Source organism: Achromobacter mucicolens, assembly GCF_029866465.1.
Classification (GTDB): domain Bacteria; phylum Pseudomonadota; class Gammaproteobacteria; order Burkholderiales; family Burkholderiaceae_B; genus Achromobacter; species Achromobacter mucicolens.
Genome location: NZ_CP123364.1, coordinates 3,083,980 through 3,105,189, shown reverse-complemented (window position 1 = coordinate 3,105,189; position 21,210 = coordinate 3,083,980). Strand labels below are relative to the sequence as shown.

Here is a 21,210-nt window from a genome sequence, read left to right as displayed (position 1 = left end):
GGGTTCCTAAAAGGTGTTTGGATCAGGCGGCGTTCAGGCTGCCAAAGGTGCGGCCGGATTCGGCCAGCTGCACGAGCAGCGGCGATGGCTTCCAGAACGCGGGGTCTTCGGCCGCGTAGCCGCGGATGTCGGCCAGGATTTGCGCCAGGCCCACGCTGTCGGCGTAGTGCATCGGGCCGCCGCGATGGCGCGGAAAGCCGTAGCCGGACAGGAACACCACGTCGATGTCGGAAGGGCGCAGCGCGATGCCCTGATGCAGCACGTTGGCGGCTTCATTGACCATGGCGGCCAGATAGCGCCGCAAAATGGCTTCCTGCGTGAATGGGCGGGGCGTGACGCCGGCGCGGCGGCGTTCCTCGTCGATGATGGCCAGCACCTCGGGGTCGGGCGTGCCCTGGCGGGCGCCGTCGGGATACAGATAGAACCCGCGGCCGGTCTTCTGCCCGAACCAGCCGCGCTCGCAGAGGCGGTCGGGAATCTGCACATAGCGCAGCGCGGGATCGCGCGTGGCGGCGCGGCGCTTACGTGTGGCCCAGCCGATGTCGCCACCCGCCAGGTCGGCCATCTGGTAGGGACCCATCGGATAGCCGAACGCGCGCACGGCGGCGTCGATGTCGTACGGCGAGGCGCCATCCTCCATCATCATGTCGGCCGCCTGCCGGTGCACGGCCAGGATGCGGTTGCCGATGAAGCCGTCGCAGACGCCCGCGCGCACGGGAATCTTGCGCAGCCGCCGCGCCAGCTCGAAGCCGGTGGCCACGGTATCCGGCGCGGTGTGACGGCCGACCACCACTTCCAGCAGCTTCATGATGTTGGCGGGCGAAAAGAAGTGCAGCCCCAGCACGTCGGCGGGCCCGCGCGTCGCTTCGGCGATCCGGTCCACGTCCAGATAAGAGGTATTGGTGGCCAGCACCGCGCCGGGCTTGGCCACGCGGTCCAGTTGCGCAAAGACGGCCTGCTTGACGGCCATGTCCTCGAACACGGCTTCGATGATGAGATCGGCCTGGCCGAGCGCGTCGTAATCCGTGGCGCCGGTAAAGCGCGCCAGGCGGGCCGCGCGTTCGTCAGCGGTGATGCGGCCTTTCTTGACCAGCAGGTCGTACACCTGTTCGACGCGGGTGCGGCCGCGCGCCAGGGCCGCATCGTCCTGTTCGACCATCACCACCGGCAGACCGGCATCCAGCACCGCCACGGCGATGCCCGCGCCCATCGTGCCGCCGCCCACGATGCCCACGCGTTCCAGACGGCGGGAACGGGCTTCCTTGAGCTCGGGAATCTTGGCGCTGTCGTGCTCGGCGAAGAACGCGTGGATGAGCGCGGCGCGTTGCGGGCTGTCCAGGCATTGCATGAACAGGGCGCGTTCGGTGCGCAGGCCCTCGTCGAAGGGCAGGTCGATGGCGGCGCGCACGGCTTGCACGATCTTGGCGGGGGAATACAGGCCACGGGTGGTGTCGGCCACGCGTTCGGCCGCGGCGTCCAGCGCCGCGCGTTGCGCAGTCTGGTCCGCCAGCGCATGACCCGCGTCGCGCGTGCGGCGCGGGCCTGCGTTCAGCGCCAGCAGCTGCCGCGTGTAGGCCAGGCCGGCGTCCAATGGATCGTCCTCGGCGGCCAGGGCGTCGACCAGCCCCGCTGCCAGGGCTGCATCGGCGGACAGGGGCTTGCCGCTCAGCATCAGGTCCAGCGCCGCGGCGGCGCCCATCAAACGGGGTGCGCGTTGCGTGCCGCCCGCGCCGGGCAAAAGGCCCAGGTTCACTTCGGGCAGGCCCAGCTTGGCGCTGGCCAGCGCGACCCGGTAGTGCGCCGCCAGCGCAATCTCCAGCCCGCCACCCAGTGCCGCGCCATGCAAGGCGGCAATGACCGGCTTGGCGCTGGCTTCGATCTGGTTGCACAGGTCCGGCAGCAGGGGCGGTTGCGGCGGCTTGCCGAATTCGCGGATGTCGGCGCCCGCGATGAAATTCTTGCCGGCGCCAATCAGCAGGATCGCGCGCACCCGCGTGTCGGTCTGCGCCTGCACGATGGCCTCGGACAACGTGCGGCGCACGGTGGCGCTCAGGGCGTTGACGGGAGGATGGTCGATGACGACGACCATAATGTCTTCATGGCGGCGCGTCTGGGCCGCGCCGGTGCTTGCGCTGTCTGTCATGGACAGTGTCTCCTTAATGGCTTCCGGCTCGCGCGCCGCGCCGGCATGCCGGAGCGCCGACGGCTGCGCGAGCGGAGCCTGGGGCGGGCCAGGCGTGGCCCGTCTGTTATGGCTTTATTCTTTCCCAGCAAAGATGTCTTGACAATGGCATCGATAATTGACACTCCGGATAAGAAAATTTGACAATGCACGGCAAGGAGCGCCGTCATGGACACCAAATCCCTCACCCTGCTGGTCGAAATCCTGGACGCGGGCAATCTCAGCGAAGCCGCGCGCCGCCTGAAAATGACGCGGGCCAACGTCAGCTATCACCTGAGCCAGCTCGAGCGATCGGTGGGCATGCAGCTCGTGCGGCGCACGACCCGGCGCGTGGAGCCCACCGAGATTGGCCTGAAGCTGTACAAGCACGGCCGCAGCATTCAGGACGAACTGGCGGCCGCGCGCGAGTCGATCGAAACGCTGGGCAAAACGCCGCAGGGAAAGGTGCGCCTGAGCGTGCCCAGCGGGTACGGGCAGTTCGTGATGACGCCCTGGCTGCTGGAATTCAAGAAGACCTACCCCGACATCGTGCTGGACGTGCTGTTCGAGAACAGCGTCGAAGACCTGCTGCGCGACGAGGTCGACATCGCCGTGCGCATCATGTCCGACCCGCCGCAGCATCTGGTCGCTCGCGAACTGGGGCAGGTGCGCTACGTGGCCTGCGCGTCCCCCGACTATGCGGCAAGCCGCGGCCTGCCGCAGCGGCCGGAAGACCTGGCCGGCACGCCCGTCATCAGCGCCGCCGTGATCGGGCGGCCGCTGCGCCTGTCTGCCTACTACGGCGGCCAGCCCCGCCAGCATGTGGTGCTGGAACCCACCGTCATTTCCCGCAACTACGCCTTCCTGCGCGACGCCATCCGCGCGGGGTTGGGCGTGGGTGTGGTTCCGGATTACGTGGTGCATGAAGACATCGCGCGCGGCGAGCTGTTACCGGCGCTGACGGACTGGCGGTTGAGCATTTTCGGGCGCGGCATGTATATGCTGTACATGCCCAACCGCCATCATCCGCGCGCGCTGGCGATGATGATCGAATTCATCCTCGAACGCGCGCAGCGGCGGCATGACGGCGAACCCGGTCTGCTGGCGGTAAGCCCTGGTTGAACCGCGCGGGCACGAGACTTGCTGAAGGCCTTCGCAAATTGGATGTGAGGGGAATGATGGACAGCGCGACGCCAGTGGACACCTCGACGCCGAGGCAGGGCCCGGAGCCGGTGACGGCCCCGCCGGCCGACGATAAACCCGAACCGCCAGAAGAAAAGGTCACGGCCCAGGACGCCGGCCTTATCAAGCCGCCCGCGCCGACACCGCTCGTGCGCGTCAGCGGCTTTTGCCTCGTGACGCTAACGGTGCTGGCGGTGCTGTTCGGCCTGAAGGCTGCGCAAGAATTCATCGTGCCGGTGGTGATGGCGATCGTGGTCGCCTACACCCTGGACCCCGTGGTGGCAATGCTTGAAAGGTACCGCGTGCCCCGGTCGCTGGGCACGGTGGTCGTCATGGGCGCCATCGCGTTCGGAATAGGCTGTGTGATCTATTTCACGAAGGACCAGGTCACCGACATCATCAATGCGTTGCCCGAGATATCGAGCAAGCTGTCCCGCACGCTGGGCGGCCTGTTGAGCGGGGACGGGTCGTTCCTGGAAAAATTGCGCAATGCAGCAAGCATTCTGCAGGAATCCGGCGCGCCCAAGGCAGGCGGGCGGGTCGTCGTCGCCAACCCGGACGCGGGCCTGAGCGACATCTTGCTGTGGGGCTCGAAAGGCCTGGCGACCTTCGTAGGGCAGGCGACCATGTGCGTGTTCCTGGTCTTTTTCCTGCTGCTGTCGGGCAACGCGTTCAAGCGCAAGTTCGTGAAGATGGCGGGCAATACGCTGTCGCAGAAGAAGATCAGCGTGCACATGCTGGACCAGATCAACAACTCCATCCACATGTACATGGCGATGATGCTGGTGACCAACGTGGCGCTGGGTCTGCTGTCGTGGGTGGCGTTTCGCTGGCTCGGGCTGGAAAACGCCGCGACGTGGGCGGTGGTGGCCGGCGCGCTGCACATCATTCCTTACTTCGGTCCGCTGATGACGGCGGTCGGCACGGGCATTGCCGGCCTGGTCCAGTTCGGAGAACTTGGCCCGGCGCTGGCGATCTCGATGAGTTCGGTCGCGATCGCGCTCTTGATCGGCGTGCTCGTCACCACCTGGATGTCGGGGCGGATCGCCCGCATGAACGCCGTCGCCGTGTTCATCGTGCTGCTTCTCTTCACGTGGCTGTGGGGCATCTGGGGCACGCTGCTGTCGGTGCCCATTGCGTTCATCGCAAAGGTGGTTTCCGACCATATCGAAGGGCTGGAGGCATTGTCCGAGTTCCTGAGCGAGTAGGCCTTTCGGGCAGGCCCGGCCGCAATGGCCGGGCGGCGTGCGATTGGTATGCTTGCACCTCGAATCACCGGATTCTCCATGACCGACACTTTCCGTTCCGACCGGCTCTCCGGCGTGCGCGCCGCGCCATCCCTGGATGCGCGGCGCACGCAATTGCGCCGCATGAAGATCGCGGCGCTGGCGCTGCTGGCGGCCATGGTCAGCGGCTTCATCACCAGCCATGTCATGGGCGGGCAGGGCGCGTGGGCATGGGTGCGCGCCTTTTGCGAGGCCGCCACCGTGGGCGCGCTGGCCGACTGGTTCGCCGTGGTGGCGCTGTTCCGGCGGCCCATGGGCCTGCCCATTCCGCACACCGCCATCATCCCCAGCAACAAGGACCGTATTGGCGACAGCCTGGCGGTGTTTGTGCGCGATCACTTCCTGGACCCCGATACCCTGATCGAGAAGCTGCGCGTCTTCGACCCCGCCGCGCGGCTCAGCCGCTGGCTGGCGCGGCCCGCCCAGGCCCGCGCCCTGAGCGACGGCGCGCGCCGGGTGGCGTTGCAAACGCTGGACCTGCTGGACGACCGCGCCGTGCGGGGCGTCATCCAGGAGATCGTGGTCAGCAATCTGCGCCGCTGGGACGCGGCCGCCACGGCGGGCGAGGTCCTGGGCCTCTTGACCCGCGACGGGCGGCACCAGGAATTGCTGGACGCCGCGCTGGAACGCCTGGGCGGCTATCTGGCCGAGGAAGACGTCAAGGAGCGGGCATCGACGCTGCTCGTGAAGTTCGCCCGCAAGGAATGGCCGCGCATCATCGCCGCTGTCGACGTGGTCAAGTCCGTCGACAACATCGCCGACAACCTGGCCGACCGCCTGGCGCGCGCGCTGGTCGAAGAGCTGCGCGATGTGCTGTCCCAGCCCGATCATCCAGTGCGCCGGGACTACGAGGCCTGGGTGATGAACTACATCGAACGTCTGAAGACGGATCCCGCCCTGGCCGGCCAGGTCGAAGCGCTGAAGCAGCGGGCCATCGACCATCCCAAGGTCCAGGAGTATGTCCAGGGTCTGTGGGACGACATCCATGCGGCGCTGCGGCGCGACTTGGCGGACGAACACTCCGCGCTGGCCGCGCACCTGGAAAGCGCGCTGCTGGCGCTGGCCCGCAAGCTGGGCGAAGACCCGAGGCTGCGCGAGGCCATCAACAACCACATCCTGGGCGGCGCGCGGCGGCTGACCGGCCGGCTGCGCGTGGGCGTCACCGAGCACATTTCACGCACCGTCAAGAATTGGGACGAGCGCCATTTGGTCGATGAACTTGAGCTCAGCGTGGGGCGCGACCTGCAATACATCCGCTTTAACGGCACGCTGGTCGGGGGGCTGATCGGCGTGCTGCTGCACGCGGTGATCCTGCTGGTGAACGGATAAACGGCGCGGTGTCCTACGCCGTGTCAAACCTTGTATCAGGAATGAAGTTTGCTGGCGGACCGCCCGGCGCCGGTGCTATCTTCATTGGCGCCACCCATCGCGCGAGGCGCGCGTCTCGCTCCGTTGGCCGCCCGCAGTTCGCGGGCATCTTTCCAGGAGGCAATTCATGAAGAAATTCTCGATGCTTGTCACGGCGCTGGCTTTGGCGGGCGCGTCCAGCGCGGCGCTGGCCGAAGACGTCTCGATGTCGTTCCTGACGCCAGAAGGCGTGGGCAAGAGCGCCGGCACCATCACCTTGAAAGACACCAAGGAGGGGCTGCAATTCACGCCGCACCTCAAAGGCCTGCCGCCGGGCGAGCGGGGTTTCCATGTCCACGAAAAAGGCTCCTGCGAGCCGGGCATGGTGAACGGCAAGACCGCCCCGGGTGGCGGCGCGGGCGGCCATCTGGACCCGAAGGGCACCAAGGCCCACAAGGGACCGATGGCTACCGACGGACACCAGGGCGACCTGCCATTCCTCACCGTTGCGGCCGACGGCAGCGCGACGAAAACCGTACTGGCGCCGCATCTGAAGCTGGCCGACGTAAAGGGGCACGCGCTGATGATCCACGCGGGCGGCGACAACTACAGCGATAAGCCCGAGCCGCTGGGCGGCGGGGGCGGACGCCTGGTTTGCGGCGTCGTGAAGTAGCAAGGATGACTGCGCCGGCCCGGCCGGCGCCGGTCTCGCCCCGTTCTCAGGCCGTCCCGTTGCGGCCGTACTGCCGGTAGCCGTCGCGCTCGGCCAGGCGGTCGTAATAGGCCGCCACCGACGGCAGCGCGGGCTTGCTGAAGGGCGTCTCGAACCAGCGGTTCACGGACAGCCCAACGGGAATGTCGGCCAGCGTGAAGGTGTCGCCCGCCACGTACGCCCGGGTGTCGGCAAGGCGTTGGTCCAGGATCCCCATGAATCGCGCCCATTCCTTGCACGACGCGTCGATGGCAGCGGCGTCCTGGTGCGCAGGCGACTGCCGGGCCAACGCCATGAACGCGTAGCTCCAGGACCGGTTCAGGTCCGTTGCCTGCCAATCCATCCACTGATCCACCCGGGCCCGCGCCTTGGGCTCGGCCGGATAAAGATGCCGCCCGTCATACTGGCCCGCCAGATAGCGGATGATGGTGTTGGACTCCCACAGCACGAAGTCGCCATCCTGGATCACCGGCACCATCGCATTCGGATTGCACGCCAAAAATTGCGGATCGGACGTTGGCCGGAAACCGCTGCCCCAGTCTTCGCGATCGAAGGGCAGGTTCAGCTCGGCACACGTCCACAGCACTTTGCGCACGTTGATGGACGAGGCCTTACCCAGAATTTTCAGCATGGCAGCCAGCCCGGCGGGGCGTTCGGAAGTACAGGATCGCCGCAGTCTAGCGGGCGGCAAGGGCCACCGCCAGATACAGATCGGGGAATGCGCAGCCAGAACAGAAGTCCGTCAAACCACACGAGGCCGGCTGCACCGGTAAGCGTGGGGAGCCGGCGTCGCGCACGCGGCCTCGGGCGGGCTTCGGTGTATGCTTGCCGCGCCATTGCACTGTGACGGTGCATGAACCTCTGTCTACCCACCATGACCAAGGCCCTGTTAGTCGAAGACGATACGAAGCTGGCGCGCCTGATCGCGCAGTTTCTGGAACAACACGGTTTCAATGTCGCCCAGGCTTATCGCGGCGATCACGCGGTGGATGCGTTCCGCCGCCACGAGCCGGCCATCACCATCCTGGACCTGATGCTGCCGGGCCGCGACGGCTTGCAGGTCTGCCGCGACCTGCGTGCGTTCTCGACTGCGCCGATCCTGATGCTGACGGCGCGCGAAGACGACCTGGATCACATCCTGGGCCTGGAGTCCGGCGCGGACGATTACGTCATCAAGCCCGTGGAACCGCGCGTCCTGCTGGCGCGGATCCGCGCCTTGATGCGGCGCCACAACCAGACCGAGCTGCAGCCTGAACGCCTGGATTTCGGCGCGCTGTCCATCGACCGCCAGACGCGCGCGGTGATGGTGGCCGGGGTCGAGGTCGACCTGACGACACTGGAATTTGAAATGCTCTGGGCGCTTGCCAGCCAGGCTGGGCAGGTGTTGACGCGCGACGATCTGCTGAACGCGGTGCGCGGCGTCGAATTCAATGGGCTGGATCGCACCGTGGATGTGTGCATCAGCAAATTGCGCCGCAAGCTCGATGACGATCCGCGGGATCCGGCCCGCATCAAGACCATTTGGGGCAAGGGTTACCTGTTCTCGCCCAAGGGTCACGAGCAGGACGATGCTTAAGTTCGTCCTGCGCATCTTCGTGGTGCTGGCCATTGGCTTCGTGCTGTCCAACGAAGTCGTCGACCGGGCGGCAAACTATCTTTTTGAGTCGGAGACGGCCAATTACACGCGCGAAGCTGTCCGAGGCCAGTTGCATAGCCTGAAGCAGGAGCTGGCCCACGTGGCGCCGGACGCGCGCCCCGACTACGTGCGCAACACGCTGGCGCCGCATTACGGACTGGCGTTGCAGGTGCTGGAGCCGGCCGACTACAACGCGGCGGATTTCGCGCTGACCCGCGATGAGCGGCGCACCATCGATGCGGGCGGGTTCTTCCTGCGCGACAACCTGATGAGCTTCGTGGCCGCCATACCGGGCCCGGGCGCACAGTGGCTGATGGTCAAGCTGCCGCCCGAGCCGCTCGTCGGCACGTGGGTGATCGTTGCAATCTACGCTGCCCTGGGCGTGCTGTTGTGCGCCTTCATGCTGGTGTGGGCGCTGCCGGTCTGGCGCGACCTGGAGGCGCTGAAGACCGCCGCGCAGCGGATGGGGCAGGGCGACCTGCGGGTGCGCGCCCAGCTGTCGCGGTTTTCCAGCATCCGTGGGCTGGGCGACACCTTCAACCAGATGTCCGAACGCATCAGCGCGCTGATCAGCAATCAGCGCGAACTGACCAACGCGGTATCGCACGAACTGCGCACGCCCATCGCCCGCTTGTCGTTCGAGCTGGACATGATCGAGCAAGAGGCCGATCCCGCGGCGCGCCGGCGACTGGTCGAGGACATGAAGAACGATGTCGCCGAGCTGGACAGCATGGCGTCGGAATTGCTGATGTACGCCCGCCTGGAACACAAGAGCGACGACATTCCGCTTCAAGCCCAGGACGCCCGCGGGTGGCTCGATTCCGTTGTGCAGCATGCGTCGTTCGAGGCCGAATTGTCGGGGGTGCAGTGCGTGGTGACGCACTGCGATGCAGGCGACGTGCGGCTGCACCCGCGCTACATGACGCGCGCCTTGCTCAACCTGCTGCAGAACGCCATCCGCCACGCCGGCGGGCAGGTGCAGGTCGGACTTGCCAGCCCCGCGCCACGGCAGTACGTGCTGACGGTGGACGACGACGGGCCGGGCGTGCCGCCCGCCGACCGCGAGCGCGTGTTCGATCCCTTCATCCGGCTCGACGAAAGCCGAGCGCGCGGCACTGGCGGTACCGGGCTGGGCCTGGCGATTGTGCGCCGCGTGGCGCGATGGCACAACGGCGAGGCGCTGGTGTCCGAGAGCCCGCTGGGCGGCGCCCGCTTCGTGATTCGCTGGCAAGCGGCCTGATCCGACCCGCCCGCCGCGCGCGGCCGCCGGCGTTGTGCAGTGGTATGCCGGGCCGCTTAATGCTTCTTCACAATTGTTAAAGAGATCCGGGAAATTTGCCTGACGCCTCCCGATACATTGCCGGCCATCGGCCAACTGGCCGTCAATACGGAGGCCGCAGGTGTCGGAGATCGTTGTGTATGTCAGAAGCCAGCCGCAGCTGGGCGACCAGATCGTCGCCATGCCAACGCTGTATCAGCTCAAGACATGGTGGCCATCGCGCCGGCTGAAGGTGGTCGCCCGTGACGACGTGGGCAATTTCTACCGGGCGCTGCCGTGGGTCGACGAGTTCGTACGTGCCTCGACATTCATCGATTACCTGCGCAGCCTGAGATCCGAGACCCGCATGTCCGTCAGCCTGCATCACAGCAGCGAGCGATTCGGCGTGGTCAATCTGCTGCGCCGTCCGGCGATCCGGTTGGGCTTTCGCAATGCCCGATTCAGCGACGTGGCCTGGACGCATTGCCATCGCAAGGACATCACCGAATACATCGGCCAGGCCAATCTGCGCTTGCTGGCGTCGTACCGGCCATTCGACCTGGAAGGGGCGACTCGCGCCTGTTTCTATACGCTGGCGCGTCCGCACCTGCGCGTGCCGTTGGGCGGCGACGTGGTGATGATTCCCGGGGGCGGCGCCGGCGACTTCAAGCGCTGGAGCCTGTCGAACTACCTGCGGCTGGCCGACAGGCTGAAACCGCTGCTGGGCGCCGGCACCCGCTTTCTCTTTGTGCTGGGCCAGCAGGAAGGCGCGGAGCGGGATGCCCTGCGCGCGATGCAGCGGCCCGACTTCTCCATTGCCTATTGCCGGCCCATCGCCGAGCTGAGCGCCATCATGCTGCGCGCGCGGCTGGTGGTGGCCAACGATTGCGGCCCTTCGCACATCGCGCAAGGCGCTTGCGTGCCGTATGTGGGCGTTTTCAACGAAGCGAATCCCGAGTGGTTCTGGCGCCGGCGCGGTTCGGCGTTCGTGGTGCCGCGGCATCCGCCAAGCGGCATCAACTCGATCACGCCCGGCGAAGTGCTGGCGGCCTGTCTGAATGTATTGGATCATCATGCGCATACTGCACACGCTGGCTGAGCGCAGTCTGGGCGGATTGGAATTCCGCACGCTGGAGCAGGCGAGCTGGCTGCACCTTCACGGCTACGAAGTCGCCATTGCGTCGCCCTCGGGCAGCGCCGTGAGTCACGCCGCGCGCGAGCGCAAGCTGACGACCGTGGATATTGACTTCAACCCTGCCTACTCGCCCAGGACCGTCCTGGCGCTGCGCCGGGCCGTCCAGGCGATGCGCATCCAGGTCATCGATAGCCATAGCCGCGCCGACGCCAAGACGGCCGCGCTGTGCCGGGATCTGTGTGCCGTCGTGCGCACGCGTCATTTTGCCAAGCCCATGCGTTCATCCTTGCGCCGCCGGCTGGAATGGAAACTCGGCTGCGACCACGTCATCGCCACCAGCGACGTCGGCAAACAAGAACTGCTGGCGGCCCGGCTGGTGCCGGACGACCGGATCAGCGTGGTCGGGGAGTGGGCCGGCGACGCGTTCTTTCGGTCCGGTGACGCGACGGATGCCATCCTGCGGATCCGTCGCGGCTTGGGGATACCGGTGCCCAAGGCGTCTTACGTCATCGCTACCGTGGGGATGCTGCGCCCGGAGAAAGGCCAGGCCGATCTGCTTCACGTGGTGCAACGCCTGCGCATTCAAGGCGTGCCCGCGGTGGCCCTGGTCGTGGGCATGGCAACCGCGCGCACACAACCCTATGCGTATTCGCTGTACCGCCTGGCCGTGGATCTGGGCATCGCGGAGCATGTTGTGTTTGCAGGTCACCGGACCGACGTGCCCGACATGATCCGCGCCGCGGACGTGGTGCTGGTTCCGTCCGCAACCGAAGCCTGGTCGCGCATCGTGCCCGAGTCCTTCGCCGGCGAGCGGCCCGTCGTTGCCAGCAATGTGGGTGGGCTGCCGGAGATCGTCGTGCCGGGCCGTACCGGCTGGCTTGCCGCGCCCGGTGACGTCGCGGCGTATGCCGACTGCATCCTGCAGATCCGGAACCGGCCGTGGCATGCGCAGACCATTGTGGCCAACGCGCGGGCGTTCGCAGATGCGCATCTGCGCCTGGGAGAAAAGATGTTCCGCACGCTTGAGGCGTATCGCGTCGCCGTGGGCGCACGCTTGCCGCCCGAACGCTATCAGCGCGGCGGGGCGTCGGCATGACCACGATCGACAGGGTCTGCAAGGTGGCGGCGTGTCCGGACCCGTGCGCGACGTCCGTCATCCGGACGGCGACGGCATGCGACGGCCCGCTGCCGCCGTTGGCGCCCCAGGCCGGCGAGCAGTTGCTTGTGGGCCAGGGCGAGCGCGCGCGCACGGGAATCCTGCTGATCCACCGTCTGGGCGGCGCACCCTGGGAAATGCACGAACTGGCGCGCGGTCTGAATGAACAGGGCTACAGCGTCATGGCGGTCAAGCTGGCGGGCCATTGCGGGTCGCTGCAAGAATTGGCCGGCGCAGGGTGGATGGATTGGCTGGCCAGCGTGCGCCGGGGGGCAGACATGCTGGCCTGCCGGACCGATCGCATCGTCGTCGGCGGAATCGCCACGGGCGCCGTGCTGGCCCTTGCCCTGGCGCAGGAGCGGCCGTTCCACGTAGCCGGCGTCCTGGCGTTATCGCCCGTGCTCCGTCATGACGACCGTGCGGGTCCGCGCCGGGCAAGCACGGCCTTCCTGCTGCCGGTGTTGCGTATGCTGGGCATCGCCCGGCATCGCGCGGTGCCGGGACGGCTGCGCCGCGCGGGCTTGCCTGGCACGCCGTTGGGGGCGCTGGGCCAGATGCGTAAGCTGGCGGCCGCGGTACGGCGCCGGATGGACATGGTGCGAGCGCCGTGCCTCGTTATCCATGCACGGCACGACGACGTCGCGACCGTATCCGGCGCGTTCGAGATCGCGAAAACGGCGCGCAACACGAATGTGCACTTGCAGCTGCTGGCAGACCGTGAGCATGTGATCACGATGGGCCGCGGATGCGGCGATGTTGTCTCGCGGGCCACGGCGTTCGTCAGCGGGATTGCTTGGCCTTGATCGCGGGTTTCGCAGGAACCGACATGTTGCGCAACCGCGGAAAGTTAGAATGTTGCCCGTAGCCCTTTCAAGAAGCACGCACATGGGAGCAGGCCCCTCCACGGATCGCTGAGCCGCAACGACGTTATCAATCGTTGTTGCGGCGGTCACTCCTCGATCTTCATTCAGGTCAAAGCAGGCAGATCGCCGCCAGATTATTTTTCTGTGCGGAGGCTTTCTCATGCCTGTCAAATCTGCGCCTGCGTGGGCGTATTCCCTGTCATATTCCCTGGTCCTGATGGTCCCCTTCGATCTGCTCGCATCGTTGGCCATGGACATTTATTTGCCGGTAGTGCCGTCGATGCCGGCCGCGTTGGGCGCCGGTCCCGCGCTCATTCAATTGACGCTGACCCTTTACATGCTGGTGCTGGGTGTGGGCCAGTTGATATTCGGGCCGTTGTCGGACAGAGTTGGCCGGCGGCCGGTCGTGCTGGGCGGCGCGGCGACGTTTGCCGTGGCGTCCTTCCTGCTGGCGGGCGTTAGTGGGGGCCACACGTTTCTCGGCCTGCGGATCCTGCAGGCGCTGGGTGCATCGGCAGCGCTGGTGGCCGTGTTTGCCACGGTCCGCGATGTCTACGCGGACCGGCCGGAAGGCGCCAGCATCTACGGATTGTTCAGCGCGATGCTGGCGTTCGTGCCGGCGGTCGGGCCGATACTTGGGGCGATCGTCGCGCTTGCGTGGGGCTGGCGCGCGATCTTTCTCTCGCTGGGCGTATTGGCGTCGCTTGCGCTTATCCATGCCTGGCTGCGATGGCCGGAGACCCGTCCGGCGGCTGGCGCGCCGCAAGGCCGGCGTGTCCTGACCATTCTCGGCAGCCTGTCCTTCTGGGTCTATACCGGCGGGTTTGCAACCGCGATGGGCGCGTTTTTCGTGTTCTTCTCGATTGCGCCGCGCATATTGATCGGCAGGGCGGGGTGGGGCCAACTGGCATTCAGCCTGGCCTTCTCGTCAGTCGCGCTGGTCATGATTTTCGCGACACGCTTCATCGGGACGTTGGTCAACCGGTGGGGCATTGCCGGCTGCTTCGTCCGTGGCGTCTGGGTCATCGCAGGCGGGGCGGGTGTGCTGGCGCTGTCATCGGGGCTGATTCCGCCCGGGTTCACCGCCGTCGTCCTACCCATGTGGCTGATCGCCGTGGGCATTGTGATGGTGGCCGGCGTAACGGCCAACGGCGCACTCGAAGGCTTCTCGGACGTGGCCGGGATGGCGGTGGCGCTGTACTACGGCATCCAGAGCGTGATCGTCGGCGGCTTGGGGACGTTGGTGGTGCTGATACTGGATGGCGATACGGTCTGGCCATTGGTGGCGTATTGCCTTGTCATGGGCTGCTTCAGCCTGGCGGGACATGCCGTCCTGAAGCGCCGATGACGGCCGCAACCTCAAGACTTCCCCCGGCCTCAGGACGTCACCGGCTCCGGCTGCCTTTCCAACCGCAGCACCGGCGACGTGAACAGCACGGCGAACTGGATGAAGAAGCCGGCGGTCGACACCCAGAGGCAGGCTTCCACGCCGAATTTCGCAGCCAGGGTGGCGCCGATCAGTGCGCCAACGGGCCGAGCGCCGAAGTTGGCCGTCACGATGACGGATGACACACGGCCCAGCAAGGCGTTGGGCGTAACCGATTGGCGCAGGGTGGTCGTGGTGATGGTCCACAGGATGGGCCCTGCGCCGAACAGGAAGAAGCCCGCGGCCGCCCAGGCGCCCGACGGAAAGACCAGCGTCGTCAGCAGGATGATGCTGGCCAGCAATGCGGATAGCGGTCCCGCGCCGATCATCGCGCCGAACGACAGCCGGCGCGCGAGCCACGGTGCCGCCAGCGCGCCGGCCAGCATCCCCGCGCCGTAGATGCCCAGCGTGATGCCGACACCCGCGGCCGACAAGCCCAGCCGGTCCACGGCGTACGCAACATAGATGGCCAGCAGGACAAACCACGCGGTATTGAAGAAGAGGGCGGTCAATAGGACCGGGCGCAACAAGGGATGCGTGACGACGAATGCCGCGCCTTCGCGCAGTTCGGTCAGCGGATGGCGCCGCATGGCGGGCTTGGGCGCATCTTGCGGCAGGCCGGCAAGAAACACGGCGGCCAGCAGCGACAGCGTGGTGGCAAGCACGTAAGCGGTGGATGCGCCCATCCACCCGACCAGCGCGCCGCCCGCGGCCGGACCGGCGGAGAAGGCGGCGCTGCGCGCCAGCTCCAGCCAGCGATTGGCGTTGGACAGTTCAGCAGGAGGAACCAGCCTGGGCACCAACGCAGGGGCCGCGACGTTGTAGGCGACGGTGCCCACCGCCCCGGCAAAGCCCAGCGCCGCGAGCCATTGCAAGCTGAGGCCGCCCGTCCACAAAAGCGTCAGCAGTGCGATCAGGCTTGCCGCGCGCACGCATTCGGCGCCAGTCATGAGGGACCGGCGCGACATCCGGTCGGCCAGCACACCGGCGGGCAGGGAAAGCAACAGGAACGGCAGCGTTTGCGCGGTCTGCAGATAGCCGGTCTGCGCCGCGGTGGCGCCCAGGGTCAGCACGGCGTACAAGGGCGCTGCCGCCAGCGCGATCTGCTCCGAGAATTGCGCGGCAAGGTTCGACGCCGCAAGGCGGCGGAAGGCGGAGGGCAGGGCAGGCATGGGAAGCGAGCGGCGGGCGCCGCGCAAACGGCAAGGGCACGATGTTGATCGTACCCTTGCGGCCCCGCACTCCGGTCCTTGCTGTGCGGCAAGGACGCGCTTCGGTCAGGGAATGGGTGGGTAGTCGCCGAAGCCGTCGGGCCAGGTGGTCAGCACGTCGTAGCCGGTCTCGGTGACGACGACCATGTGTTCCCATTGGGCGGACAGCGAGCGGTCCTTGGTGACGACGGTCCAGCCGTCAGGCAGTTGCTTGGTCTGCGGCTTGCCGGCATTGATCATGGGTTCGATCGTGAACATCATGCCGGGCTGCAGCACCAGGCCTTCGCCGGGCCGGCCGTAATGCAGCACCTGCGGATCGTCGTGGTAGATCTGGCCAATGCCGTGCCCACAGTATTCGCGCACGATGCTGAAGTGCTCGCGGTGCGCGACGGTCTGGATGGCGTGGCCGATGTCGCCCAGCGTGGCGCCGGGCTTGACGGCCATGATGCCGGCGCGCATGGCTTCATACGTGGTGTTGACCAGGCGGCGCGCCAGCGGGCTGGGCTGGCCAACGTAGTACATGCGGCTGGTGTCGCCAAACCAGCCGTCCTTGATGACCGCGACGTCGATGTTCAGGATGTCGCCGTTCTTGAGCACCTTGGCCGACGGAATGCCGTGGCAGATCACGTGATTGACCGACGCGCAGATGGTCTTGGGAAAGCCGTGGTAGCCCACGTTGGCGGGCGTGGCTTTCAGCACGTTGACGATGTAGTCGTGACAGACGCGGTCAAGCTCGTCGGTGGTGACGCCGGGGCGAACGTGTTCGCCGATCATGTGCAGCACTTCGGCCGCCATGGCGCCCGCCTTGCGGGCCATTTCGATGTCGGCGGGCGATTTGATGGAAACCTTCTTGGCCATTTATGCGGCCTCCTGCTGCGCGGGTTGCGGCAACCCTTGCGAGAGGGAGGCGATGGTGAAGCCTTCGGCCTGGTCGATGCGGATCAGCAATTGGCAGATGTCGGCATGGCGCAGTTCGGGATAAAGCTCGGAGAGCATGCCGATGCGCATCCAGTGTTCGGCCTGGGAATTGATGGAGCGGCTGAGGGCGCCGCTGGCAACGCGCAGGTTCTCGTGCATCTGCTCGGAAATTTTGACGATACCCATGGTGGATGTGTTCCGTATATGTTTCGTATATGGAACGTATCGTACTGCGCCGAGCCGCCGCGTGCAAATCGGGCTCAGGCGGATTCCTTGCTTTCCTTGGCTTGCTTGCGGGGCTTACTGCGCGCGGACTTCTTGGCGGCGCCGGCGCGGGGCGCTTCCTTGGGCGCCGGGGCGGCTGCCGCGGTCATCTGCTCCATCCACATCAGCGCGTCCGTGTACGACAGGAACTGCTGCAGGTAACCGGGCGACATTTCGCGCATCAGGGAGAGCGCGCGGTGCACGAGTTGATTAGAGTTGAGCGGGCCAGCGTTCTTGTGGACCTGTTCCTGCGACTGGCGGACCTGGCGGTCGGCGCTGAAGCGGGACCAGAGCGTCTGGAATTCGTCGAGGAGCGGCAGCTCGGGATAGGCGGCGCGCAGGCCTAGCGGGTCGAGCCGCTCGGCGCACGCGCGGTGGGCTTCCGCGTCCGCAGCCTGCGGTTGGCCGGGTGCACCGGGGTTGTCCAGGTAGGCGACCAAGCCGGCGAGGGGGCCGCATTCGGGGACAGGCGGTGAACCAGGGAGGTCCTCGGCGGCGCCCGCGTTCGTCAGCGCCGATTCGTACGCCTGGATCAGATCGGCCAGCCGCCCATCCATCCGCTCGCGGGCGGGGCCGTTATAAGCAGCCGCGCGGCGTGCCAGCGCGTCGATCAGATGAAAACGCAGCGGGTCGGCGCGGTCGGCGCCGCTGGCGCGCCAGCCGTCCAGCACGGCGCGCGGGTCCAGGACCGCCTCGCGGCTGCCGTCACTGCTCACCGGGCTTACCCGCTTCGTTCGAGGGTTTGGGGACGGGCGTGATTTCGACGCGCCGGTTCTTGGCGCGGCCTTCCTCGTCCGCGTTGGACGCGACCGGCTGCTCGGCGCCGAAAGCCGCGGCAAAGACCACTGACGACGGTACGCCTTCGTCAATGAGGGCCCGCGTCACGGTGAGGGCGCGCTGCGCGGAAAGATCCCAGTTGTCGGCAAAGCGGCGGTTGCCCTCGCGTACCTGCTGGTCGTCGGTGAAGCCGCTGACCATCAGGATTTCGTTGTGACTCTTCAGGTAGGCGGACAGCGGTTCGATCAGGCTTTTCAGGATCTCGCGGCCTTCGGGTTGAAGCTGATCGGAGTTCAGGGCGAAGAGCACGCTGCCGCTGATGCCGATGCGGCCGTTCACGAGCGTCACGCGGCCAGCGGCAAGCGGGCCGGCCAGCGCTTGTTCCAGCGTCTCGCGGCGCTGCGTTTCTTCCTGGCGCTGCTTGACCTCTTCCTCAAGCTGCGTCGACAACTGCAACTGCACGGCGACGACGCTGACCAGGATGAGGACGAAGGCGCCCAGCAACACCGACATCAGGTCGCCAAAGACGGCCCAGGCCGGCGCCGTCGGCTCCACGCCGCCGTCGATATCCTCGCTCATGCCGTTTCCGCTCCGGCCGTGGCGCGCTGGGCGGCAAGCTGCTGCAGGTTCTCGATGATCTGCTTTTGCGACATGAGGCTCAGGTCGACGACCTCACGGGCCTGCGCCACGTAGTAGGACAGTTGCTCGTCGCCGCGCGCGATGGATTTGTCCAGCGCCGCTTCGATGCGTTGCAGATGCGCCGTGAGCTTGTCGTTCGATTCGCCGAAGGCCTGCACGGCGGCGCCGAAGGATTCGCCCAGGCTGGCGACCTCGACCGCGCTGCTGGTGACCAGCGAGGCCACTTCGGTGAGCTTGCCGGTTTCGGACTCGACCTTGTCGGTGAACTGCGCACCCACGCGTTCCAGCATGTCCGCCGACGACGCCACCAGGGCATCGACGGCCGTGCGCTGCTCGGCCGCGGTGTGGTTGACGGCGTCCAGCAGCGTGCCGAGCGTCTCGAGCAGGCGGTTGCGCTCCTCGAGCATGTCGTTGTCGCGCACCATGCTGTCCGACAGCTTCTGGCGCAGTTCGCCGATGACTTCGGCGGCGGCGCGCGGCGCCTCGGACGCGGCCTCGACCAGACGGCCGATCTCGGCGATGGTTTCGCTGGCGTGGGCCTGCGTCTGCGCGGTGATGTCCTGCGCAGTGAGGCTGAGGGTGTCGCAGATCTCTTGTTGCAGGCCGGCCGCCTGCGCGCCTGCCTGCTGCCATTCGGCGCGCAGCGCATTGGCCATGTCCGCCAGCTTGGCCGTCCAGGCGGTCAGGCGTTCCTCGTCGTTGGCGGCCAGTGCCGCTTGCAGGGCGGTGTGCGATTGTTCCAGCGTCTGCAGCAGCTCGGCCGAATGCGCGCCGAAGGCAGCGGACGCGGTTTGCAGCGCGTCGCGGTTGTCGTCAGCCAGTTGCTTGCCGACGGTTTCCTGGCGGGTCTGCGCGTCTAGCCAGGCTTGCGTGACGCCGCCGGCGGCCGTCTCCAGGCGAGAGGATACGGTTTCCAGAAGCGCGGCCTGTTGCTGCGTCTGGGCGGTGATGTCGCGGGCGGTCTGGCTGAGCGCGTCGCTGATTTCCAGCTGGCGCAGGGCGGCCTGCGTGCCGGCCTGTTCCCATTCTTCGCCCAGCTTGGCGGCCATCGCCGTCAGCGAGCCGGTCCAGGCGGCCAGGCGTTCCTCGTCGCGGGAAGCCAGCGCGGCCTGCAGGTCGGCGTGCGACTGGTCCAGCGTGCGCAGCAGCGCGTCGGCATGCTGGCCGAAGGCGGCCGCCGCTGTTTCGAGGGCGCGCTGGTTGTCGGCGGCCAGTTGCTTGCCCAGGTCTTCCTGGCGGGTCTGGGCGTCCGTCCAGGCTTGCGTGACGCTGCCCGCCGCCGTTTCCAGCCGGGTCGACACGTCTTGCAGCAGCCGGGCCTGCGCTTCGGTCTGGCCGGCGATGCCGCGCGCGGTCTGGGCGAGCGCGTCGTTGATTTCCTGCTGGCGGGCGACGGTGTTCGCGCCGGCCTGTTCCCAGTCCTGGCCCAGCTTGGCGGTCATGGCGCCCAGCGTGTTGCTCCACGCAGCAAGGCGTTCTTCGTCGCGCGCGGCCAGGGCGGCCTGCAATTCGGTGTGCGACTGGTCCAGCGTGCGCAGGAGCGATGCGGCGTGTTGCTCGAATGTCGCCGTGGCGGCTTCCAACGCGGCCTGGTTGCCGGCAGCCAGCTTGCTGCTGGCTTCTTCCTGGCGGGCAAGCGCGCGGGTCCATTGGTCCGACACGCCGTTGGCGGCGGCCTCCATGCGGGCCGACACGCCTTCGAGCAGGGCGGCCTGCGCGGCGGCTTGTTCGGCAACGTCGCGCACGGTCTGCGCCAGGGTGTCGTTGATTTCCTGCTGGCGGACGGCGGCCTGCGCGCCGGACTGCTCCCATTCCTGGCGCAGCGTGGTGCCCATCGCGCCCAGCGTTTCGGTCCAGGCGGCCAGACGCTGCTGGTCGCGCGAGGCAAGGTCGGTTTGCAGCGCGGCGTGCGACGCGTTCAGGGTGCGCAAGAGCGACGCCGAATGCTGCTCGAAGCTGGCGGCCGCGGCGGTAAGCGCCTGAAGGTTGTCGCCGGCCAGTTTTTCGCCGGCCTGCTGCTGGCGTGCCAGCGCGTCGGTCCAGGCTTGCGACATGTCGCCCGACGACGCCTCCAGACGCGCGGACACGCTGTCCAGCAGGCTGGCCGAGCGTTGTTCGAAGGTCTGGGCAAAGCGGTCGAGCGATGCGCGCAGGTCTTGGGCCATGGCCTCGCTGGCGCGTTGCTGGCCAGCGACCGCCTGGCTCCAGATGCCGGCGACGTCCGTCGTCGCGGCTTGCAAGCCTGCCGTCAGGCCTTCGAGCTGCTGGCGCACGGCTTGGGCGACGGTGTCCTGCAGGGTGGCGGTTTCGCGGGACAGGCTGTCCATCGTGGCCTGCACGACAGGCTGCAGGGCCTCGCCGGCGGAGCGCGCGCTTTGCGCCACGCTGTCCTTCATGGACTGCTCCATGACGGACGCCAGCCGGGCGTAGGCGGCTTCGGCCTTGCCCTGAAAGGCGGTCTGGCTGGCGATCTGGCGTTCGTTCAGCGCCTGGTTCTGCTGTTCCATGCTCTTCATCATGGATTCCAGCTGGCCGACGATGGCGGGCATGGCTTCGGCCTGCCGCTGCATGATCTCGGCCTGGCGCTGGAGCAGCTTGAAGGATTCTTCGCGCTGGTAGCCTTGCGAGTACACGCGCAGCGTGGTTGCGGTCTTGGTATCGAGAAGCTGCGCCGCGTGGACGCGGTCGCGCCGCGACAGCGCGGCCAACAGGCCCAGCATGGCGGATGCGGCAACGCCGGCGATCGAGGTGCCGAAAGCAAAGCCCAGACCCTTGACGGGGGCGGCCAGCGACGCGCGGATCGCGGCCAGATCGGTCGAGCTTTCAAGCGCAAGGCCGGTGCCGCGCAGCGTGACGACCATGCCAAGAAAAGTGCCCAGCATGCCCAGAAGGACCAGCAGGCCCACCAGATACGGCGTGAGCGACGGGCCGGGCAGGCCCACGCGCTCGCCTTCGATGCGCAGGCGCACGGCGTTGCGCAGTCCGGCCGGAAGCTTGTCCAGCCAGGCGCCAAGGCTGCCCGGCGCTTCGTTCAGGTCCGATACGGCGCGCGTCAGCGACGACGTTGCCTGCTGGTAGCGCAGCAGTTCCAGCGCGCCCGCCAAGTAACAGACGCCGATCAGCAGCGTCACGGCCAGCGCCAGCGGGTTCGTGCCCGCGTAACCCGCGCCGATCCAGCCAACAACGGCCAGTCCGGCCAGGAAAACCACGATATTGATCAGATTCTTGGACATAGTGTC

Annotated in this window: 18 protein-coding genes; 10 read left to right on the top strand and 8 right to left on the bottom strand. The window is 67.2% G+C overall.

What is annotated here, in order from left to right:
* Positions 1-22: 22 nt before the first annotated feature.
* On the bottom strand, positions 23-2,143 hold the full coding sequence (locus tag QEP15_RS14165; protein ID WP_217617606.1) for a 3-hydroxyacyl-CoA dehydrogenase NAD-binding domain-containing protein: 2,121 nt from the start codon (positions 2,141-2,143) through the stop codon (positions 23-25).
* Positions 2,144-2,350: 207 nt separating this feature from the next.
* Between QEP15_RS14165 and QEP15_RS14160 the strand changes: the two genes are divergently transcribed.
* The 4 genes from QEP15_RS14160 (at position 2,351) to sodC (ending at position 6,649) form a co-directional block, all read left to right on the top strand.
* Positions 2,351-3,283: a LysR family transcriptional regulator gene (locus QEP15_RS14160; RefSeq protein WP_152384631.1), complete on the top strand. Its 933-nt coding sequence runs from the start codon at positions 2,351-2,353 to the stop codon at positions 3,281-3,283.
* Positions 3,284-3,336: 53 nt separating this feature from the next.
* On the top strand, positions 3,337-4,551 hold the full coding sequence (locus QEP15_RS14155) for an AI-2E family transporter (protein WP_280147599.1): 1,215 nt from the start codon (positions 3,337-3,339) through the stop codon (positions 4,549-4,551).
* A gap of 78 nt (positions 4,552-4,629) precedes the next feature.
* Entirely contained in the window at positions 4,630-5,958 is a 1,329-nt protein-coding gene (locus QEP15_RS14150) for a DUF445 domain-containing protein (RefSeq protein ID WP_280147598.1), read from the top strand.
* Positions 5,959-6,124: 166 nt separating this feature from the next.
* On the top strand, positions 6,125-6,649 hold the full coding sequence (gene sodC / locus QEP15_RS14145) for a superoxide dismutase family protein (RefSeq protein WP_063951900.1): 525 nt from the start codon (positions 6,125-6,127) through the stop codon (positions 6,647-6,649).
* Positions 6,650-6,695: 46 nt separating this feature from the next.
* Here the strand turns inward: sodC and QEP15_RS14140 are convergent, their stop codons facing one another.
* Positions 6,696-7,319: a glutathione S-transferase family protein gene (locus QEP15_RS14140; RefSeq protein WP_280147597.1), complete on the bottom strand. Its 624-nt coding sequence runs from the start codon at positions 7,317-7,319 to the stop codon at positions 6,696-6,698.
* A 243-nt stretch (positions 7,320-7,562) separates the two neighbouring features.
* On the opposite strand from QEP15_RS14140, the gene QEP15_RS14135 reads away from it, so the two are divergent.
* The 6 genes from QEP15_RS14135 to cml all read left to right on the top strand — a co-directional run bounded on the left by QEP15_RS14135 (position 7,563) and on the right by cml (position 14,084).
* Positions 7,563-8,264 carry a response regulator gene (locus QEP15_RS14135; protein ID WP_152385515.1) on the top strand — a complete coding sequence of 234 codons (702 nt, stop codon included), beginning with the start codon at positions 7,563-7,565 and terminating at the stop codon, positions 8,262-8,264.
* Positions 8,257-9,564, top strand: a complete 1,308-nt coding sequence (locus QEP15_RS14130) for an ATP-binding protein (RefSeq protein ID WP_280147596.1) — start codon at positions 8,257-8,259, stop codon at positions 9,562-9,564. Before QEP15_RS14135 ends, QEP15_RS14130 begins: the two co-directional genes overlap by 8 nt.
* Positions 9,565-9,724: 160 nt before the next feature.
* Positions 9,725-10,681 (top strand): glycosyltransferase family 9 protein, encoded by a 957-nt coding sequence (locus QEP15_RS14125; RefSeq protein WP_280147595.1) that lies wholly within the window; start codon positions 9,725-9,727, stop codon positions 10,679-10,681.
* Complete coding sequence (locus QEP15_RS14120; RefSeq protein WP_280147594.1) at positions 10,656-11,813, top strand: glycosyltransferase family 4 protein; 1,158 nt, start codon at positions 10,656-10,658, stop codon at positions 11,811-11,813. The genes QEP15_RS14125 and QEP15_RS14120 overlap by 26 nt, the downstream gene beginning before the upstream one ends.
* A complete protein-coding gene (locus QEP15_RS14115) occupies positions 11,810-12,676 on the top strand; it encodes an alpha/beta hydrolase (RefSeq protein ID WP_280147593.1) in 867 nt (288 codons plus the stop codon). The genes QEP15_RS14120 and QEP15_RS14115 overlap by 4 nt, the downstream gene beginning before the upstream one ends.
* A 220-nt stretch (positions 12,677-12,896) precedes the next feature.
* A complete protein-coding gene (gene cml / locus QEP15_RS14110) occupies positions 12,897-14,084 on the top strand; it encodes a CmlA/FloR family chloramphenicol efflux MFS transporter (RefSeq protein WP_425285955.1) in 1,188 nt (395 codons plus the stop codon).
* A 29-nt stretch (positions 14,085-14,113) separates the two neighbouring features.
* On the opposite strand, the gene QEP15_RS14105 is transcribed toward cml, so the two are convergent.
* The 6 genes from QEP15_RS14105 to QEP15_RS14080 all read right to left on the bottom strand — a co-directional run bounded on the left by QEP15_RS14105 (position 14,114) and on the right by QEP15_RS14080 (position 21,204).
* Positions 14,114-15,334 carry an MFS transporter gene (locus QEP15_RS14105; protein WP_280147592.1) on the bottom strand — a complete coding sequence of 407 codons (1,221 nt, stop codon included), beginning with the start codon at positions 15,332-15,334 and terminating at the stop codon, positions 14,114-14,116.
* A 105-nt stretch (positions 15,335-15,439) separates the two neighbouring features.
* Positions 15,440-16,231, bottom strand: a complete 792-nt coding sequence (gene map / locus QEP15_RS14100; protein WP_142054945.1) for a type I methionyl aminopeptidase — start codon at positions 16,229-16,231, stop codon at positions 15,440-15,442.
* Entirely contained in the window at positions 16,232-16,477 is a 246-nt protein-coding gene (locus QEP15_RS14095; protein ID WP_056318213.1) for a ParD-like family protein, read from the bottom strand.
* A 74-nt stretch (positions 16,478-16,551) separates the two neighbouring features.
* The gene (locus QEP15_RS14090) at positions 16,552-17,271 is read right to left on the bottom strand and encodes a DUF2894 domain-containing protein (protein WP_280147591.1); all 720 of its coding nucleotides are present in this window, start codon (positions 17,269-17,271) and stop codon (positions 16,552-16,554) included.
* The gene (locus QEP15_RS14085) at positions 17,261-17,911 is read right to left on the bottom strand and encodes an OmpA family protein (protein WP_280147590.1); all 651 of its coding nucleotides are present in this window, start codon (positions 17,909-17,911) and stop codon (positions 17,261-17,263) included. Before QEP15_RS14085 ends, QEP15_RS14090 begins: the two co-directional genes overlap by 11 nt.
* Entirely contained in the window at positions 17,908-21,204 is a 3,297-nt protein-coding gene (locus QEP15_RS14080; RefSeq protein WP_280147589.1) for a DUF802 domain-containing protein, read from the bottom strand. The genes QEP15_RS14085 and QEP15_RS14080 overlap by 4 nt, the downstream gene beginning before the upstream one ends.
* Between the last annotated feature and the right edge of the window lie 6 nt (positions 21,205-21,210).

Coding starts and splice junctions, on each gene's coding strand:
- QEP15_RS14165 (WP_217617606.1), bottom strand. CDS start 2,143: ATGACAGACAGCGCAAGCACCGGCGCGGCCCAGACGCGCCGCCATGAA.
- QEP15_RS14160 (WP_152384631.1), top strand. CDS start 2,351: ATGGACACCAAATCCCTCACCCTGCTGGTCGAAATCCTGGACGCGGGC.
- QEP15_RS14155 (WP_280147599.1), top strand. CDS start 3,337: ATGATGGACAGCGCGACGCCAGTGGACACCTCGACGCCGAGGCAGGGC.
- QEP15_RS14150 (WP_280147598.1), top strand. CDS start 4,630: ATGACCGACACTTTCCGTTCCGACCGGCTCTCCGGCGTGCGCGCCGCG.
- sodC (WP_063951900.1), top strand. CDS start 6,125: ATGAAGAAATTCTCGATGCTTGTCACGGCGCTGGCTTTGGCGGGCGCG.
- QEP15_RS14140 (WP_280147597.1), bottom strand. CDS start 7,319: ATGCTGAAAATTCTGGGTAAGGCCTCGTCCATCAACGTGCGCAAAGTG.
- QEP15_RS14135 (WP_152385515.1), top strand. CDS start 7,563: ATGACCAAGGCCCTGTTAGTCGAAGACGATACGAAGCTGGCGCGCCTG.
- QEP15_RS14130 (WP_280147596.1), top strand. CDS start 8,257: ATGCTTAAGTTCGTCCTGCGCATCTTCGTGGTGCTGGCCATTGGCTTC.
- QEP15_RS14120 (WP_280147594.1), top strand. CDS start 10,656: ATGCGCATACTGCACACGCTGGCTGAGCGCAGTCTGGGCGGATTGGAA.
- QEP15_RS14115 (WP_280147593.1), top strand. CDS start 11,810: ATGACCACGATCGACAGGGTCTGCAAGGTGGCGGCGTGTCCGGACCCG.
- cml (WP_425285955.1), top strand. CDS start 12,897: ATGCCTGTCAAATCTGCGCCTGCGTGGGCGTATTCCCTGTCATATTCC.
- QEP15_RS14105 (WP_280147592.1), bottom strand. CDS start 15,334: ATGCCTGCCCTGCCCTCCGCCTTCCGCCGCCTTGCGGCGTCGAACCTT.
- map (WP_142054945.1), bottom strand. CDS start 16,231: ATGGCCAAGAAGGTTTCCATCAAATCGCCCGCCGACATCGAAATGGCC.
- QEP15_RS14095 (WP_056318213.1), bottom strand. CDS start 16,477: ATGGGTATCGTCAAAATTTCCGAGCAGATGCACGAGAACCTGCGCGTT.
- QEP15_RS14085 (WP_280147590.1), bottom strand. CDS start 17,911: ATGAGCGAGGATATCGACGGCGGCGTGGAGCCGACGGCGCCGGCCTGG.
- QEP15_RS14080 (WP_280147589.1), bottom strand. CDS start 21,204: ATGTCCAAGAATCTGATCAATATCGTGGTTTTCCTGGCCGGACTGGCC.